A 17,794-nucleotide genomic window follows, 5' to 3' on the forward strand; every position below is an offset into this window, starting at 1 on the left:
ATCGGTACAATCTGCATCTGATAAGCTTTTTAGACTATTTCGTCATCCCGTCAGCAATTTTACATACTCAATCTCTGCTAGTTATTCATTATTGCCAGATACAGCAAATAATTAGCGAAAAGTTTTACACTCAGGTCTTTACTTCAATTTATATCAGTGAGTTGTTCTCTAAGTGAAGGCGTTAAAATCATAATTCCTCTCACAATTTCTTCAGGGGTTGCTGTGCCATTGATGACACGAGGTGTAATTTTCATTACCTCCAACGCTAAACTTTCGGGTATTCCTGATATTTTCAGCCTCTTTAATTCTAAAACATCTATACCTGCTGCCATTCCTTCTAAATATTCCTCTACAGTAACTTCTAAGTTCTCTATTTCTGGTTCTGGCATTTGTTTAATTTCCATCGTAATTTCACCTATTTTGTAATACTAGACTATATGAAACAAAAAAAGCCCGCCGACGCGGACTTCATTTTTTTTAATAATCTACAGATTACTTCACATTCTGACTCTTAGAAGTGTAATAAACCTTATTTCCCGTATCTGGAACAAAATGACAACTGATAGCAGAACGCCATAAAGACTTCCAAACTGGCTCTTTAGACTCGAAAAAGTACTCACCCATAATCGGTTTAATCGCCTTAGTTGCCTTCAACAAATTGTAATGAGGCATATTCAAGAAAATGTGGTGAGCTACATGAGTACCGATATCGTGATGGATATGATTAACAAAACCGTAATCTCTATCAATACTAGAAATCGCACCTTTCAAGAAAGTCCATTCTTCCCCACGATACCAGGGAATTCCTGGCTCAGTATGATGTAAAAATGTCACCAAATCCAGCCAAATGATAAACACAATATATGGAGCAGCGTAGTATTTTAATAACCACATCCAACCCCATTGGTAGGTGAGGAAACCTAACAAAGCGACAAAGCCAATCCAGAGAGTTGTGCTAGTGATAATATCCCATTTTTCCGAAGGCTTGAAAAGCGGGCTACTAGGTGAAAAGTGAGAGCCTTCCTTACCTGGAGAACGCTTAAACAAATACACTGGATAAGCTAATAAGAACACATAAAAACGCCCTATTCTTTGTAATAAAGGCATCTCGTCGTATTCTGATTCAGATACAGGATACCAGCTTTCATCATTCTCCAAGCTGCCCGTATTTTTGTGGTGAGTTCTGTGACTAATCCGCCAGCCGTGATAAGGAACTAGAATGGGAGTGTGGGAGAGATGACCAACCAAATCATTTAGCCATTTATGCTTAGAAAAAGATTGGTGTCCACAGTCATGACCGACTACAAATAAAGCCCAAAACATTGTTCCTTGCATGACCCAGAAAATTGGCCAAAAATACCAAGAATCCAGATAATTAGCAACTGCATAAAGCAGACCGATAATTAAGATGTCACGGAAAAAATAATAAAGTGATTTGATCACACTAGGCTGAAAACATTCAGCAGGAATAGCAGCTTTTAAGTCCTGAAGGGTAAACGGTAACTTAGTTGTTTCTTCAGATGATTCAGAGCTAATTGACTGTTGTAAATTGATTGTATCTAGTTGCACTGGATTTGGTGATTTTATGTAAAGCTGAATTTGTTTTGATGGTAATTAATATTACCTTAATTTATGCAAAATTGGGGAAAATTTTCAGAATTCACCAACTTAACAGCAGATATACTCAACACGGCTTAATTATTTGATTCTATAGGTAGGGGTTTAGCACTGATAAAACCTTACACATCTGGATTTTTCGTGATCTTGCAAAAGTCCATTTTTAAACCGTGTTTAGTATAGAAGCTGGCAATTTCCTTCAGAATATTTCTGCGTGGAAAATTGCCATAAATAAATTCAAGAGGATAAAAGTTAAATTCTTAACAATCATCCTGAATTATTAATTTATTGCCCTGCGTAATGTTCTGAGAAAGTCTTATAGCCCACATCAGTTGTGTAGAGTTGACATTCGTCTGTAATTTGTTTCATTAAAGACCAAGAAAACTTACACTCATCATGTAGATAACTGCTCCAATTTTCTTTAATGCTGCTGTAAGCTAACCGCAAATTATAAGAAGGAATGGCAGTAGAAATATGATGAGGAACATGAACGTTGATATCGTGGCAAAGAATTTCTACCCAACGAGGATAATCGCAGTGAATTGTCCCAAATAGTTGTGCTAAAGCTTCATTCCACTTATCTGCCGTTTCAAAAGGTACATCTGCGGTTGTATGGTGAACAATTGTGAAGGTACTCATCCAGAAATGGTAAACAATCCAGGGTATAAACCAGAATTTGATAAATCCCCAAATACCAGTTGTAGCAATGAGTGTGGGGAAAACGATAGCTGCAAATATGACAACAACAGCTACAGAAAGCTTGACGCTAGATTGTTCTTTTGGTTGGAATTTTCTTGCGTCAAAATGCACAACAGCCCAATGTCCAATAGAACCTACCCACCACAGGCGTTTCTGCATGAACAATACAAAAGCTGACTGTCTGGTTTTATCCCAACTTTCAAAAACTTCTGGTCTAATGGGATGCCAAGCGTTATCTTCATCTAGCTTGTTTGTATGTTTATGGTGATAATTATGTTTAATACGCCAACTATGGAATGGGTAAATTAAGAACATCATGAAGAAATGCCCGACTAAATCATTTACCCAACGACGGTTGGAAAAAGAACGATGACCACAGTCATGTCCGATGACAAAAAAACCTGTTAAAGCAGTTCCTGTAAAAATCCAAGCTAAAGGCAACAGAAACCAAGGAGAAATCGCCAGGAAGAAGTAGCCTAAGCCAGCCATCAAGAGACTAAGTACTACTTGTGTCCAAGCCTTGCGACTATTTTTCTGAAAACATTCTTTTGGCAGACTTTTGATAATATCTTTAAGCTTCAGGTCGGAATTACCAAGGTCTGTAGAAACCTTATTTATCTGGCTGTTAATTGTTGTAGTCATGAATACCTGAAAAAGAACAAAAATTCCCTACAAAGCCACTAAAAAGTAACTAGTCGCAAAGTTTTGTAACATTAATTCTTCGGATTATAGCAAGCTAAGTTACACTAACGCACTTGTAAAAAAAATTTGCTAAATTTTCCGAATTTGCAAAAAAAGTTTTGGTGGAAAATATCAATACTCACAATTCAAAAGCCAATAATCGCAAGTCAACAAATAATTGACTATATGACTATTGACTATGTGAATATTACCTATGATTTACTGCTTGCGATCAGCCAGCTTCACATTTGTAGCTAGGCCAAATAATTGCAGTAATTGAATTGTCATCCAAGTCATATCAATTTCCCACCATTCTAAGCCATGACGGGCTGAGTATTGAAAGGCGTGGTGGTTATTGTGCCAGCCTTCCCCAAATACTAGTAGGGCTACCCACCAGCAGTTAGTGGATCTATCACCAGATTCATGACTGCGATAGCCAAATTGATGGGTAGCACTGTTAACCAACCAGGTACAGTGATAAACCCAAACAATACGAAAGAAAATGCCCCAAACAACAAAAGACCAACCACCTAAGAAAAATAATGCTAAACCCAAAGCAATTTGTAAGAAAATGAAATTTTTCTGTAAAAACTGATAGACTGGGTCATCGATGATGTCTTTAGTGAAACGGGGAACTTCATCGTGAGCCGGAGCGAAATGAATCATCCAGCCCATGTGGCTCCACCAGAAACCTTTATTTGAATCATGGGGATCTTTTTCTGTATCCGAGTGCAAGTGATGGATACGGTGTGTACCTACCCACTCAATCGGTCCGCCCTCACAGGAAAGTGTCCCAAAAATAACTAGGACATATTCTAACCATTTGGGTGTTTGAAAACTACGGTGGGTAACAAGACGGTGATATCCGAGGGTAATGCCTAAACCACCAGTCACCCAGTAGAGAAATAATGCAACACCAACGGCGTTCCAGCTAAAGTTACTAGGAACCAAAGCGAACAGAGCGCCGACGTGGAGTCCAACGAAAAATAGGGTGTTAACCCAGTTAATTTGAGGTTTAGAAGTAGCAATTGTCATGCAATATCCTGAATAGAAAATTGTTTAGCCCCGTCTGCACGATCCGTTCGAGTAGCTAGGCGCTACGCGCCATAAATCCGCATATCTATATTTTTTTGAATGAGGAAACAATGAACAGCTTAGAAAAGCTGCGGCAAGCAGAACAGGCACTATTAGAGATTTTTTCTGGTATTGACGCTCAGGTCAAGCATAATCTTAAACGAGTACTAGATAGTTTTCGTAATCACCGTGTAGGCGCACACCATTTTGCAGGTGTAAGTGGTTATGGACACGATGATTTGGGGCGAGAAACTTTAGATAAAGTATTTGCCGAGGTGATGGGTGCCGAAGCTGCGGTGGTGCGAGTGCAGTTTGTTTCGGGAACTCATGCGATCGCCTGTGCGCTGTTTGGTGTACTCCGTCCTGGAGATGAAATGTTAGCAGTTGTTGGTTCTCCCTACGATACGCTTGAAGAAGTGATTGGGCTGCGAGGACAAGGCCAAGGTTCCCTAATTGATTTTGGCATAAATTATCGACAATTGGAGCTAAATTCTCAAGGAACAATAGATTGGCAGACCTTAGGCACTAGCATCACTGATCAGACTAAGTTGGTTTTAATCCAGCGATCGTGCGGTTATTCTTGGCGGCCTAGTTTGTCAATTGCGGATATTGCCAAAATCGTCCACATAGTCAAACAGCAAAATCCTCACACCATTTGTTTTGTAGACAACTGTTACGGCGAATTTATTGAAAATCAAGAACCGACAGCCGTAGGTGCTGACTTAATGGCAGGATCATTAATTAAAAATCCTGGTGGAACCATCGTTAGTGCTGGTGGGTATATAGCAGGTAAAGCTGACTTAGTAGAAGCTGCGGCTTGCCGCTTAACTGCTCCTGGTATTGGTAGTGCAGGGGGTGCTACCTTTGACCAAAATCGCCTCTTATTCCAAGGATTATTTTTAGCGCCGCAGATGGTAGGGGAAGCCATGAAAGGAACTTACCTGACTGGGTACGTATTTGACAAACTTGGTTATCCCGTTAACCCCGCACCCCTAGCACCACGAGGAGATGTGATTCAAGCAATTAAACTTGGTTCTGCCAAAAAGCTGATTGCCTTCTGTAAAGCCATCCAACAGTCTTCACCCATAGGTTCCTACTTAGACCCTGTTCCTGATGATATGCCGGGGTATGAGAGCCAGGTAGTTATGGCTGGGGGAACATTTATTGAGGGGAGTACGTTGGAGTTATCGGCGGATGGTCCTTTGCGTGAGCCTTATATTGTGTATTGCCAGGGGGGGACTCATTGGACTCATGTTGCGATCGCACTTCAAGCTGCTATTGAGGCGGTGGGGGAAGGTTTCGCGCAAAGTCGCTAAGGAGCAAAGGCGCTAAGAAGGAGTTTAAAGTTTGTTGGCTATCCTTGTGATACCGTTTTTAATGAGGACTTCACCAAAGTTGATGAGTAAACCAAGGCGTTTATTGGCAAGAGTCAGATAGGTAATTAATTGTTTTTTGTGTACAGGGTGGAGGGATTCTAAGGATTTGAGTTCAATAATGACCTTATTCTCAACTATCATATCTGCCCGAAACCCTTCCTCTAAATGAACACCCTCATAAACTACAGGTATTGGTTGTTGTCTTACTACCTGTAAACCTCTACTCTCCAACTCATAAGCCAAAATAGTCTCATAAACAGATTCAAACAACCCATGTCCCAACCTAGTGTGAATCTTGTAAGCAGCATCAACAATCTGGGTCGCAATTTCATTCTCAGTCATAATAAACCTCCTTCTTACCTTTGCGTCTTAGCTCCTTTGCGCCTTTGCGCGAAATCTTACTCCGGTAACTTATACTGCCCCACAATCCGCTTTGCAAACTCCGGTACATGATCTTCTAACTTCTTCCCATGATTCCGCTTCACATATAAATAATTTCTCGCAAAGTGGGAATCTATAGAAAATCTCGCGTATTCCAATCCTTTGGGGCCAATTTTATCAATCACGACTCCCATTAATTTCGCCGCCCACATGGGTAAGGTAACAGCTTGGTCGTAAGCTGGTATACTTTGCTGCACGGCGGGTTTTCTATCTCCCTTAGACATAACTGGCTGGGTATCAATTTGGTCTTTCACCAATTCCAACATTTCTTTCCCAGTATCATTTCTGACTACTATCCATTGCCATTTGTAGGGTGCGCCCATATATCCGACGACGATATCAGCGAGGGAGTTGACGTAATCGAAGCAACTCATACAGGAAGGGGCAAATATATCTTTGAGGACGTTGGTTTTTAAGCCGAAGAAAGGGACTGTTTCTTCTGAACCATCTTCGTGTTTGAAGTGGACTCGGAAGTCTTGCATGAATTCGTAACTAACTACTGTTTCCGGCGAACGGCTGGTGGTTTCTAGAAATTTTTGCAGTCCAGCGCGGGTAACGTTATCTACGCATGGTGTACCGAGTACATAGAGTTTTTCTAGTCCGAGTTTTTTCTCTACAGCACGTAATGCTTGGATTTGACAACCTACACCGATGACTAATAACCGTTTCATTCCTGATTGTTCTATTTGTTCTAATACGGATAGGTTAGGTGATAGGGTTGGTTTATTTACTTTTGCTGCCAGTATTTCTTCGGGTGTGCGGGCGATGATAGGCATGGGTTGAAAGCGGTCTTCTTTGGTGTTCTGCACACAGACTACGCCTTCTACTAAGCCACGATTCAGCATTTCTATGGCGATACTGCTAACTATTCCTGTCCATTGTGCGCCTTCTATGGGTTCTTGTTTCCTGGCGGACATCATTTCTTGATGAACTCCAAAATATAGTTCGTTTTCGTCTTCTAGGTTGCGGGGGCGGTTATGGGTAGTGGTTTCTAGTTCGTCTATTCTTTGGGTAATGAAGGCGCAAGCTTCTTTGACGTAGTGGATATAGTAGGTGTCGCATAGTCCGCATTCGCTACAGAGTTCTTTGGCGGGGCGCACGCTTCCGGGTTTGAGGGCTTTGGCTTTTTTGTGGGATTCTAGGGATGTCATACTTTTTTATTATTTTTACTAAAATATGGCTTTTATTACCTTACCGTTAGGGGTTGTGAAATTGGATAAGAGTTTTGTTTCGCGCAGAGACGCAAAGGCGCAGAGAAGAGCGCGGAGTAAGGTAATTTAGTTAATATTTTGACTGTTAACTGCTTTTTTTGCGTAATTTATATATTTCTGATAATCCGCTATTTTGTATTGTGCTGCTTCATAATTAGGGTCAGTATTGGTTACTGTTTTCAACATTTCTATGGTTTTTTCCCACTCTATACCAACTTGATACCACTCTGCTTTAGTTTTTGCTGCTCTAGTTAGTTGTGCTGCATTTTTGGCTGTATTCATGGCTTGTTGAAAATTATTTTTTGGTTCTGAAATTATAGAATCTGGAAAATTTGTAGGCGATTTTTTTGTGCTTTTTATGTGAGTTAAACCGACATTTCCTCGTAGTCTATTCATCTCCAAATCCATATCATTAACCTGAGAATTTTTATTGTCAATAATATTTTGTGATTGCAATGTATGTGATTGCAATGTATTTGTTTGGGCAGAATCTCTGAGTGAAATTGACAACAAATATCTCTTAAACAAAAAATCAATTTGGTAAATTACTGCTCCAGTTGTTGTCCAAATAAATCCGAATATACTCAGGATAATTTCTTCATAATCACTATTAAATCTAGTGGTTTCATAAAAACTTATATTGAATATAGGAAGAATTATCAATATTGTAATTAAAAATGCTATTGATGACGACAAGCAAATAACTAGCCAACCATATAAACCTTCCCAAATACTAACTATTCCTGGCGTAAATCCTTGCACATTTTGCATTTCTGGAGATTGGATTTTAGGAAAGAATTTTTTGATATATATATGCAATATATGGTGAGCAAAAGTAATTATAAAAATTGGCAAAATAATTACCAATATTGTAACTATCATAAATAATTCTGGGCTATTGGCAAAATAAGCTAGTTTATAGCCTATATTTCCACTAAATGAAATTATTCTGATAATAATCCTTAAAAAGAAGGCGATAATAAAGGATTTTAACCAAGAACTAGGGTATGGAAACCATACTGGCCAAGTAAGTTTGTTCGCTTTTGGCTTGGTCATGACTTCTAAAGATTAAATTATACATATAGTATCACTTTAAACTTGATATTTATACCACATTCTTGATTTCTCTCTGTGACTCTGCGTGAGACAAAAAAAGCGAAGCCAGCTTAGAATACTCTAAAATAAAATATATCAACATAATTCCCATATCTAAATATATTAAAATAACAGAAACAAAATGGAATAGCCGAAGCATTTTCCTGAAAATTGCCACCCTGAAACTGCTCAACCAATTTCAGAAAATATTTACCGTCTGGTAGAGCAAAACCCTCCTACATCTGATGATTCTAGATCATGGCGTGAACAAAATATGGATCAACCTTGATATACTATATTTGTATAATCTAACTTACTAGTCAAAACTAGGATTCCTATATGATGATCAAGAAAATCTTATTGATATCTATATTATTTTTAAGTGTTAACATTAACATAATTATTCATAAAGCTGAAGCCTTTACGCCACCGAATACATATCATCCCCTTGACGTTATTGAAGGAGCAGGATTATACAAAACTTCCCTGTCTAATGGCAATCAAGCCTATCTCCAAATAATAGATTTGCGAAAAATCCAGATAGATCAAATTATCGGTGAAATAGATGATATGGGAATTCAACAAGGTAAGTATTATCAAAATAATGCTGATAACTACAGTCCTTATTTCCAAAATAAACTATTTTCAAATGTATGGCAGGAATATAATTTACTGCATGGTGAACAAGTATTTTCTTTAATCAATTGTGCTTTCTTTGAAGAATATAAATCAAGTACACAACTAGCGTTTCCAGTTAAGCTGAATGGTCAAGTGATTACAGCAGGAAGTAGCCCATATGGGCCTTTCATGAAAGCAGCAAATGATTACTACAAAAATATAAAACTGAAAGCATTGGTTTGGAATAACAAAAATGCTTACATTACCGACTATGAGCCAAAATCAGGGTATCCCCTGAATCAACAAAACGTCAAAAATGCGATTGTAACTTATAAATACAATGACCATCCTGCTAAAGTTTTAGGTAAAAATCCAGCAAATAAATATCATGTTATTGGTACTTTAAACAACGATGGTGTTCCTGGAAATGAATTAATTTTAATATTAACTGTCAATCAAGCTACCTTAGATGAAGCAGCAGAATTACTCCGCAGTTTAGGGATAAAAGGCGATATTATTACGATTGATGGCGGTAGTTCTACATTAATTATTAATCCTCGTACTGAGGCATTGATTATACCACAACCTGTCAATATGAAAGATAATCCTTTTGTTAGAAATTTACCGCATTATCTAGGATTTCGTAAAAAAGGTAAATCAAAATAACAGGCAAAATTTTCATCGGCCAATCTGTAAATAATATCCCAATTAGACGAAATATTCCTGATCTTATTTTGTAAAGAGATAATTTAGTTGGAAATGTAAAAATGTGAAAGAAATTAATAATAAACTCAAATGAATCAAAGGACTTGGATATGGATTTCGTAACTTTAGAAAGTTTAGATTACGTAGTTTATTAAACTGGCACTTTAGTATTAATTTTTCATAAAAGAGACGCAAGAGCCTTGATTTATTGATTACTTACATACTAAAGCTTTTTGTTTTTGGCATTTTGGCAGATTTTCTATTTGTTGTATTGTTATCCTAGATTCGCGAATGTCTTTGTGCGATAATTCCGACTTGCAGAATCCCTCGGTCTATAACCGGGGGTCTTTTTTTACGACTAAAGCTGCGACGGTCTACTACTTCTTTTAATATACAAGGGTGCGTCAGATGCCGAAAATCTGCCAATTTTTACCGAATTTTGGAGTCTGACGCACCTGACTAAATATTTGCCTAAAAAGTATCAAGACTTGGCGATTTTGAATTATTGGCTACAATCAACAAGCCAAAAGACTTGCTAGAAAACCGCTTGAGGTATTTCCCCAAGCGGCTTTGCCAGTGCATCTATATTGATGCTCTATTTTTGGTATAGAGGGTTCGGTATAAAGTCCTAATTCCTTAATTCAAAAGAATTTTGAGCTACCAGGAAAAATTACAAAAATCCATCATTTGATGTATTGAAGATAACTAACAAACCTTGCCTTCCGATAGAATGATTTTTGTTGAGTACGGCAGCCTAAAATAGCAAAATAACATTTATGGCTGGGAATAATCGGCAATTAAACTCCATAATATACACAGTAGGTATTGCGTCCTTGGGCTTTTGCCCTGTAAAGTGCTTGGTCAGCTGCGGCAATCATATCTTCTTGTGCAGTCTCATCTGTAGGAATTATACTGACAATACCGATACTCAAAGTTACTAGCTCACTTGCTAAAGAACATTGGTGAGGGATGCCTATATTCGCTATTTCTTGTTGAATTTTTTTAGTGATATAAATTGCTCCTTCTAAATCAGTATTAGGTAGTAAGATCACAAACTCTTCTCCACCATAGCGAGCGACTAAATCAGCAGGACGCTTGCAGCTTCGTACCATTGCCTGTGCTACTTGCCGTAAACATTCATCACCTGCCTGGTGGCCATAGTAATCGTTATAATACTTAAAATAATCTATATCACTCAGCAGTAGTGCCAAGGGTAATTTTTCCCTTTTTAGTCGTAGCCACTCATGACTGAGTGAGTCATCAAAACATCTGCGATTGGCAATCTGTGTTAATCCATCTAAATTTGCCAACCGGAGTAATTCTTTATTTGCCTGTTTAAGAGCTTCCTCAGTCTTTTTGCGGGCAATAAATCCACTCAATTCTAGAGCAACGGCATTTACCAACTCTACAAGTTCTGAATTATAGTCTAAGCGCGATCGCTTGAAAAAGCACATCACCACCAGCACCTCTCCCTTTATAGTAATGGGTAAAGCAAATGCAGTTTTCAATCCTGCGTCCTTTAGCAGTTCAAGCCTTAAAAATACATCTTCCCCCACTTGTAAAACATCTTCAATCCATTCCAGTTGCTGTGTTGCCCAAACTCTGCCTATAAGTTTTACTCCATAGGTAAAAGTGTAATTTGAACTGGCTTGATGAAACTGTCTTAAAGCTTGTTCAGAACACTTGTAGTGAGCTTGACTTAGTTGCAATGATGTACCATCTAAGTCTGTAATCCAAGCCTCACCATAGTCCCAATCAATCATTCGACAAACTTCACGCAAAACATCCTCTAGAGCATGATGTAAATCGGGGGCTTGACTGACTAAATTAATTGTTGTTAGTAATAATTTAAGTTTGGTTTCAATTCGCTTGCGCTCCTGAATTTCCTTGATTAAAACCTGATTATGTTGATAAAGTTCTTGTCCTTGTCTAACAATAGTGAGTTGATGATGAACTCTAATTAATACTTCTTCTGCTTGAAAAGGTTTGGTAATATAGTCAACACCTCCCATTTCAAAGCCTTTTACTTTATCAGCAGCAGTATTCAGAGCGCTTAAAAAGATAATGGGAATATGACGAGTTTCATGATTTGTTTTCAGCATTGAGCAAACTGTATAGCCATCAAGATTTGGCATCTTGATATCCAACAGAATGAGATCTGGTGCGTCAACTTTAACTGTATCTAAGGCAACTTCTCCACTGATTGCTTTTCTAACTTTGTACCCCTCCTTGCTAAGGATTACAGATAATGTACGCAAGTTGTCTGGATGATCATCAACTACCAGTAAATTAGCTCTGTACTCTAATGCTGCTGTTTTCACTAACAAAATTGAGGTTGAATTTTTGAGACTGTAACCGAATTCACCTTGAATCTGGTAAGACATTTATTCACAAAGCTTGGCATTTTCAAGAAAAAGTTTTCCTTAGATTACTCTAAATATTCCTTTATAAATGGCGAAAAACTTGATATCAAGTTGCTAATAAGATCATTGCTCACTAGTAATGCTTCATTATGCACGTTACATTAGAAATAGCTCATAATACAATCTCAACTTTATCTAAACTTTGCACTGACTTTTATTTTTATAATAATTAATGCATTGGCAGCTATTCATAACAATGTCAAAATTGTTTTTAATGCTAGGGGTTTTGTCTAGGCAATAAGGCAAAAGAAAGCGTAATAAGAAAATTACCATGCTTTCTTGAGAAAGACATGGTAACATTTAATAACTTATTGGATAAGGTATATGCTAGAGTTAGCCTATTTGAGAGCAACCCTTAGTTCTCTCAGTACCCTACCAGCTTCTTGAAAATTTTCATCTTGCGAAAGCTTCTTGAGAGTCTCAACATTACTTTCACGAACAATCTGGTTGTAGGCACTAATAGCAGCATTCAACTGGTTGATATCTACATTTGCTGTATTAATATCTACATTACTTGTTGGATCTGCCTGGGCAATTACAGAAACGGTCTTTAAAGATTTAGTACTTGCTACTGACTTTCCTGGAGTTAATTTCCCCACAGGAAGCCCGGGAACAGAGGCTATGCGAGAGAAGCAGAGACGAAATAGATTTTTTACTAATTCTTGCACTGTCGCTGATGAAGCACCTAAATTGACAAATTGGGTGTTCACTTTCGTAGACGCATCTTCAGCACCTTCTCCGCCTATGATGAGAATGATAATGAGGTTATTTTTGTTAAAACTGTTAATGATATTAACAGCGGTTAAATTTAATTTATCTTGAATTCTTGGTGAGGGATTAATTATCCCATCATTACCAACAGACACACCATCACCGGATTGTGTTCCTTCATTACCAGGTGTTCCTTGATTACCAAAACCGAAACTATCACCAGTCACACCTGATGAATCTGGACTGGTTCCTGGTACAACAAATTGACCAGCATTGGTTCTGAGAGGGGAAACCACCAGAGAACTCAATAATATCAATACTAGTCCAACTTTGAGGGTCAATTTTTGGTTACTCATGCTTTTACCTTAAATTTCAGCCGTGAAAAATTTAGATGATTAAAACTGGAAAATATACCCTGCACTCAAACTAAAGCCAACACCATTGTTCAAATTATCAGTTACGTCGGTGAAAATGGTGTTAACAACTATGGGAGTATTCTTCAAAGGAACAAAAGAAGCTCCCAAATTGAGACTACTTCCAGTCCAACTGCTAACTAGAGATGCTGTTGGTGCGAGTCTTAAACCTACGCTACCAAAAACATTCACAGCATTTTCATTAGCTTGACGCGCACCTTTAGAAGCAAAGCTACCAGAACCAAGACCAACAGAAACAGTTACTAGATTAAATGATTTGGTAACTACTCCATAGATGGTTTCTTTTGCTTGGTTTGCTTCTCCCCATTTAGCTGGGTTTGACCAACCAACTGCTACTGCTGTGCCATCTGGTAAATATTTATGTAGTTTAAAACCAACAGTTCCACTATCACCAAAGTCACCAAAATTCTGTTTTTGACCACCCACACTAATAATGTTAGCGTCAATTTCTAAACCCACAGATTTGACTGCGTCTCCTAAACCGAAACCAAGAGACAGAGAACCGTCAACATTGCCGTCTTCTAGAGGGAAGAATGCTCCACCGCCAATGAATGCTTGACCAAAACTTGCACCATAAGCGGTAGGTGTACCAGCACTTGATGAAGGTGCTGCGGTTAATCGACGTTTGCCTGTTGATCCAACAATAGGTTCGATTAACAACTTTTGGCGCAATTCATTGCTTTCAGCAAAGGTATCACCGACACTTCCAGAAGAATCTGTTTGAGCAATGAGTTTCGGTTGCTGCTTAATAACAATAGGTTTAACTTGTGGAGAATCTACTAGCTTTTGTTCCAGTGCGATTTCTTGGGCTGTCACCTTTGGTTTATGAGGTAAAGAAGATAGTTGGGAAGTTTGATTAGAAATTACTTCACTGCTTTGATTGTCAACAAGTAAGTTCTCAGCAGCAGATGAGGGCTTGTAGGAAATAGCTGTAGCGACAAAAAGGCAACTTAGGATGGCTGCTTCTATAAACCGCACCCAATTGAGGGCTATCATAGTCGAAAATTTTGCGTTCGTCAAAGTTTTGCTCCTCACAGTGTTATTATGTACTGATAAAATTATACCAGGCTTGTTACCTTGAAAATTTAAGTCTTAAAAGTAACATTTTATAAAATCAATATAACCTTAAAGATACAAAAAACTAGATATCGCGCTAATTAATTTATTTGCTGTCTGGTTGCATGGTATGAGCGAATTATATTTCGCCATGAAAACCCATATAAGTCTTATCTAGACTAGACTTTAACAAAAAAAACTCCAGAGAAAATTGCCAACAAGCAGCATTTTCCGAGTGGAGGGGAACAAAAAATTGACCATTCAAGTCCTTACTTTAATGTCTAAAGATTATATATTATTAATACAACTTGGATGACTAAGTATTAGTTATAATTATTGATGGTAAATGTAATCTTTCTGCCTGACATAATTCAGTAATTGTGGAAATTGCGGACGAAGTCAAAAAGTTTAGATTTTAAAGTTGGTAAAGTTTAATGTTGACCTTACGTATTAATACTTAATACTTTTTAAACCCATAAGAGAACGGAGCGGTTTATGACTTACAGCACGCTGTATTATTCAGATGTTTGCAAAGATATATAAATTAATTATTAGGATTATTAGGACTATTCGGACTAACACAAAAAACTCTCGTTCCTCTGTGTATTCTGTGTTAGTTGTGAGTAAATCTTGGTGATAACTAAATTAACCGCAATTAAGGTAATATATATTTTTATATAATGTAGAGCCTACATTGCTGAAGGATTAAACATAAGCATGATTAATCAATTCATAACCAAAAATTGGATTTTTATTCAACAAAAATTAACGCCTTATTTATTTTTACTGCCAGCTTTAATCATCTTAGGGTTAACTGTTTTTTGGCCAGCCATGCAGGCCTTTTACCTCAGCTTTACCAATTATCAGGATATTGGGGAAGCGCCTAAATTAGTAGGTTTTGACAACTTTCTCCGTTTATGGAAAGATGTTGTTTTTTGGAAAACTTTAGAAAACACCTTTCTTTATCTTGTTGGTGTTGTGCCAATTTTGGTAATTGCTCCCTTAATTTTGGCAATTTTGGTAAATCAAAAATTGCGGGGAATGAATTGGTTCAGAACTGCATATTACACTCCTGTGGTAATTTCAATGGTAGTTGCGGGGATAGCTTGGAAATGGTTATATGCTGAAAACGGTTTACTCAATCAATTTATCAAAACTTTTGGTATATTTCCTGAAGGAATTCCTTGGCTAACTAGCCCAGTTAAAATATTAGGGATTGTACCAATTTCTCTTGCCAGTGTTATGGCTGTGACTATATGGAAGGGTTTAGGTTACTATATGGTAATTTATTTAGCGGGACTGCAATCTATTCCTGTTGATATCTATGAAGCAGCAGCAATTGATGGTTCAGATAGTATTCGTAAACATTGGGATATCACTATTCCTTTAATGCAGCCTTATTTAGCTTTAGTAGGGGTAATCTCGGCTATTTCAGCTACTAAAGTATTTGAAGAAGTTTACATAATGACTGGAGGTGGTCCTCTCAATAGCTCCAAAACCATTGTTTACTATTTGTATGAGCAAGCATTTAGTAATTTAGAAATTAGCTATGCTTGTACAATTGGTTTGGTATTATTTTTAATAATTTTGGGTTTATCAGTTTTGCGTTTGGTTGTGAATCAGGAAGATAGTAATAATTTAGGTATGTAATCTGAGATAATATAGCGGAATTCAGAAGTCAGGCGACGCTACGCTATCGGTTGAGGAGTGAGGTGTAAAAGTCTTTTTCTGTATGGCTATGCCACGCAAGCTATGACAACAATATTGGAAAAAACAAAGAAAAAATTATGACTAAACCGATGATTCTGACAGTGGATGATGACCCACAGGTGTTACAGGCGATCGCTCGTGATCTACGACGAGAATATGGCGATCGCTTCCGCATCTTGCGTGCAGACTCAGGCGCACAGGCACTAGAAGCCATCAAAGAATTAAAATTACGCAATGAAACAGTAGCTTTATTCCTGGCAGATCAGCGAATGCCACAAATGACCGGGATAGAATTTCTCCAAGAAGCAATCACCATCTTTCCCGAAGCCAAAAGAGCATTACTTACAGCCTATGCTGATACCGATGCTGCGATCGCAGCCATCAATAAAACCAATATCAACTACTACCTCACCAAACCTTGGGACCCACCAGAAGAACGTTTATATCCCATACTCAACGACTTACTCGATGACTGGTTAGCCTCCTACCATCCACCCTTTGAAGGCATTCGCGTTGTTGGTAATCGTTGGTCTCCTGACTCCCATAACATCAAAGATTTCCTCGCCCGCAATCAAGTTCCCTATCAATGGTTAGACATTGAACGCGACCAAGAGGCGCAAGAACTACTCAACTACAGTGGTGAAAACAAACTCAGCCTCCCCCTCGTCATCCTCGGAAACGGAGAACGTTTAATCAAACCTAGTAATATTCAAATCGCCGAAAAAGTAGGACTGCAAACCCAAGCCAAACAACCTTTTTATGACCTAGCCATTGTTGGTGGTGGCCCTGCCGGTTTAGCCGCCGCAGTCTATGGCGCATCAGAAGGGCTAAGAACGGTGATGATCGAACGAGAAGCCCCCGGAGGACAAGCCGGCACAAGTTCTAGAATTGAAAACTATCTTGGCTTTCCTGTCGGTCTTAGCGGTGCAGATTTAGCCAGAAGAGGAGTTACCCAAGCCAAACGCTTTGGTGTAGAAATTCTCACACCCCAAGAAGTCATCGGTATTCGCATCAACGACTCCTATCGTTACGCCATCCTGAAAGACGGTTCAGAAATTGCTTGTCATGCCTTAATGCTGGCAATGGGAGTATCTTGGCGACGTTTAAACGTACCTGGAATTGAAAAACTTACAGGTCGCGGTGTCTACTACGGCGCAGCTATGACTGAAGCAATGGAATGTAGTAACGAACAAGTCTACATTATTGGGGGAGCCAACTCCGCCGGACAAGCAGCCATGCACTTTAGTAAATTTGCCAAACAAGTGCATATGTTAGTCCGCGCGGACAATCTCGGTAAGGGAATGTCACAGTATCTCGTTGACCAAATTGGCGCTACAGAAAACATCATTGTTCAACTTAATTCCAGTGTCATTGAAGCTAAAGGAGAAGAGAGTTTAGAAGCTTTGACTATCCTCAACAATGTCACCAATGAACAGGAAACAGTCTCGGCTAACTCCCTATTTATCTTTATCGGTGCAGTCCCTCATACCAACTGGTTAGAAGGAATTGTGGAGCGAGATGAGCGTGGTTTTATCCTCACTGGCCCAGATTTATTTAAAGATGGGAAACGTCCAAAGGGATGGTACGCAGACAGAGATCCTTATCTCCTAGAAACCAACATACCCGGTATTTTTGCTGTCGGTGATGTTCATCATGGTTCTGTGAAACGAGTTGCTTCAGGAGTCGGGGAAGGTTCTATTTGTGTGAGTTTTGTCCATCAGTATCTTGCTAAGGTTTTGTAAGGAAACAGGAAACAGGAGTCAGGAGTCAGGAGTTAGGAGTTAGGAGTCAGGAGTTAGGAGTTAGGAGTCAGGAGTCAGGAGTCAGGAGTCAGGAGTCAGGAGTTAGGAGTCAGGAGTTAGGAGTCAGGAGTTAGGAGTCAGGAGTTAGGAGTCAGAAGTTAGGAGTCAGAAGTTAGGAGTCAGAAGTTAGGAGGAAGATAC

General features: G+C 38.6%; 14 protein-coding genes and 1 pseudogene. 5 read left to right on the forward strand and 10 right to left on the reverse strand.

Features of this window, described 5'->3' with window-relative positions; translation table 11 throughout:
• Nucleotides 1-143 precede the first annotated feature (143 nt).
• The 4 genes from VB713_RS11335 to VB713_RS11350 form a co-directional block, all read right to left on the reverse strand.
• On the reverse strand, nt 144-404 hold the full coding sequence (locus tag VB713_RS11335) for a hypothetical protein (RefSeq protein ID WP_323311657.1): 261 nt from the start codon (nt 402-404) through the stop codon (nt 144-146).
• An 88-nt stretch (nt 405-492) separates the two neighbouring features.
• Nucleotides 493-1,569, reverse strand: coding sequence for a fatty acid desaturase (locus tag VB713_RS11340; RefSeq protein ID WP_323311658.1), 1,077 nt, complete (start codon nt 1,567-1,569; stop codon nt 493-495).
• Nucleotides 1,570-1,902: 333 nt separating this feature from the next.
• Nucleotides 1,903-2,958 carry a fatty acid desaturase gene (locus VB713_RS11345; RefSeq protein WP_323311659.1) on the reverse strand — a complete coding sequence of 352 codons (1,056 nt, stop codon included), beginning with the start codon at nt 2,956-2,958 and terminating at the stop codon, nt 1,903-1,905.
• Nucleotides 2,959-3,216: 258 nt separating this feature from the next.
• A complete protein-coding gene (locus tag VB713_RS11350) occupies nt 3,217-4,032 on the reverse strand; it encodes an acyl-CoA desaturase (protein ID WP_323311660.1) in 816 nt (271 codons plus the stop codon).
• Between the two features lie 110 nt (nt 4,033-4,142).
• On the opposite strand from VB713_RS11350, the gene VB713_RS11355 reads away from it, so the two are divergent.
• Nucleotides 4,143-5,387 (forward strand): methionine gamma-lyase family protein, encoded by a 1,245-nt coding sequence (locus VB713_RS11355; RefSeq protein ID WP_323311661.1) that lies wholly within the window; start codon nt 4,143-4,145, stop codon nt 5,385-5,387.
• 24 nt (nt 5,388-5,411) lie between these two features.
• Here VB713_RS11355 and VB713_RS11360 read toward each other — a convergent pair whose 3' ends face one another.
• The 3 genes from VB713_RS11360 to VB713_RS11370 all read right to left on the reverse strand — a co-directional run bounded on the left by VB713_RS11360 (nt 5,412) and on the right by VB713_RS11370 (nt 8,155).
• On the reverse strand, nt 5,412-5,789 hold the full coding sequence (locus tag VB713_RS11360) for a GxxExxY protein (protein ID WP_323311662.1): 378 nt from the start codon (nt 5,787-5,789) through the stop codon (nt 5,412-5,414).
• A gap of 56 nt (nt 5,790-5,845) precedes the next feature.
• Nucleotides 5,846-7,039 carry a Coenzyme F420 hydrogenase/dehydrogenase, beta subunit C-terminal domain gene (locus tag VB713_RS11365; protein ID WP_323311663.1) on the reverse strand — a complete coding sequence of 398 codons (1,194 nt, stop codon included), beginning with the start codon at nt 7,037-7,039 and terminating at the stop codon, nt 5,846-5,848.
• A 126-nt stretch (nt 7,040-7,165) separates the two neighbouring features.
• Complete coding sequence (locus tag VB713_RS11370) at nt 7,166-8,155, reverse strand: hypothetical protein (RefSeq protein WP_323311664.1); 990 nt, start codon at nt 8,153-8,155, stop codon at nt 7,166-7,168.
• A gap of 378 nt (nt 8,156-8,533) precedes the next feature.
• On the opposite strand from VB713_RS11370, the gene VB713_RS11375 reads away from it, so the two are divergent.
• Together VB713_RS11375 and VB713_RS11380 are read left to right on the forward strand one after the other, a co-directional pair.
• Nucleotides 8,534-9,478, forward strand: a complete 945-nt coding sequence (locus VB713_RS11375) for a hypothetical protein (protein WP_323311665.1) — start codon at nt 8,534-8,536, stop codon at nt 9,476-9,478.
• A gap of 103 nt (nt 9,479-9,581) precedes the next feature.
• Nucleotides 9,582-9,701, forward strand: a pseudogene (locus VB713_RS11380) (transposase); the annotation flags it as partial.
• Nucleotides 9,702-10,314: 613 nt separating this feature from the next.
• On the opposite strand, the gene VB713_RS11385 reads toward VB713_RS11380, so the two are convergent.
• The 3 genes from VB713_RS11385 to VB713_RS11395 all read right to left on the reverse strand — a co-directional run bounded on the left by VB713_RS11385 (nt 10,315) and on the right by VB713_RS11395 (nt 14,081).
• Nucleotides 10,315-11,901, reverse strand: a complete 1,587-nt coding sequence (locus VB713_RS11385) for a diguanylate cyclase domain-containing protein (RefSeq protein WP_323311666.1) — start codon at nt 11,899-11,901, stop codon at nt 10,315-10,317.
• 377 nt (nt 11,902-12,278) lie between these two features.
• Nucleotides 12,279-13,007 (reverse strand): hypothetical protein, encoded by a 729-nt coding sequence (locus VB713_RS11390; RefSeq protein ID WP_323311667.1) that lies wholly within the window; start codon nt 13,005-13,007, stop codon nt 12,279-12,281.
• A 39-nt stretch (nt 13,008-13,046) separates the two neighbouring features.
• Nucleotides 13,047-14,081, reverse strand: a complete 1,035-nt coding sequence (locus tag VB713_RS11395) for a hypothetical protein (RefSeq protein WP_323311668.1) — start codon at nt 14,079-14,081, stop codon at nt 13,047-13,049.
• Nucleotides 14,082-14,858: 777 nt separating this feature from the next.
• On the opposite strand from VB713_RS11395, the gene VB713_RS11400 reads away from it, so the two are divergent.
• Nucleotides 14,859-15,791 carry a sugar ABC transporter permease gene (locus VB713_RS11400; protein WP_323311669.1) on the forward strand — a complete coding sequence of 311 codons (933 nt, stop codon included), beginning with the start codon at nt 14,859-14,861 and terminating at the stop codon, nt 15,789-15,791.
• A gap of 137 nt (nt 15,792-15,928) precedes the next feature.
• On the forward strand, nt 15,929-17,593 hold the full coding sequence (locus tag VB713_RS11405; protein ID WP_323311670.1) for an FAD-dependent oxidoreductase: 1,665 nt from the start codon (nt 15,929-15,931) through the stop codon (nt 17,591-17,593).
• The last annotated feature ends 201 nt before the right edge of the window (nt 17,594-17,794 follow it).

This window comes from Anabaena cylindrica UHCC 0172 (genome assembly GCF_034931625.1).
Taxonomy (GTDB): domain Bacteria; phylum Cyanobacteriota; class Cyanobacteriia; order Cyanobacteriales; family Nostocaceae; genus Anabaena; species Anabaena cylindrica_A.

Bases quoted from the DNA above. Each gene is read 5' to 3' on its own strand.
- VB713_RS11335 (WP_323311657.1), bottom strand. From the start codon at position 404: ATGGAAATTAAACAAATGCCAGAACCAGAAATAGAGAACTTAGAAGTT.
- VB713_RS11345 (WP_323311659.1), bottom strand. From the start codon at position 2,958: ATGACTACAACAATTAACAGCCAGATAAATAAGGTTTCTACAGACCTT.
- VB713_RS11350 (WP_323311660.1), bottom strand. From the start codon at position 4,032: ATGACAATTGCTACTTCTAAACCTCAAATTAACTGGGTTAACACCCTA.
- VB713_RS11355 (WP_323311661.1), top strand. From the start codon at position 4,143: ATGAACAGCTTAGAAAAGCTGCGGCAAGCAGAACAGGCACTATTAGAG.
- VB713_RS11360 (WP_323311662.1), bottom strand. From the start codon at position 5,789: ATGACTGAGAATGAAATTGCGACCCAGATTGTTGATGCTGCTTACAAG.
- VB713_RS11365 (WP_323311663.1), bottom strand. From the start codon at position 7,039: ATGACATCCCTAGAATCCCACAAAAAAGCCAAAGCCCTCAAACCCGGA.
- VB713_RS11370 (WP_323311664.1), bottom strand. From the start codon at position 8,155: ATGACCAAGCCAAAAGCGAACAAACTTACTTGGCCAGTATGGTTTCCA.
- VB713_RS11375 (WP_323311665.1), top strand. From the start codon at position 8,534: ATGATGATCAAGAAAATCTTATTGATATCTATATTATTTTTAAGTGTT.
- VB713_RS11385 (WP_323311666.1), bottom strand. From the start codon at position 11,901: ATGTCTTACCAGATTCAAGGTGAATTCGGTTACAGTCTCAAAAATTCA.
- VB713_RS11390 (WP_323311667.1), bottom strand. From the start codon at position 13,007: ATGAGTAACCAAAAATTGACCCTCAAAGTTGGACTAGTATTGATATTA.
- VB713_RS11395 (WP_323311668.1), bottom strand. From the start codon at position 14,081: ATGATAGCCCTCAATTGGGTGCGGTTTATAGAAGCAGCCATCCTAAGT.
- VB713_RS11400 (WP_323311669.1), top strand. From the start codon at position 14,859: ATGATTAATCAATTCATAACCAAAAATTGGATTTTTATTCAACAAAAA.
- VB713_RS11405 (WP_323311670.1), top strand. From the start codon at position 15,929: ATGACTAAACCGATGATTCTGACAGTGGATGATGACCCACAGGTGTTA.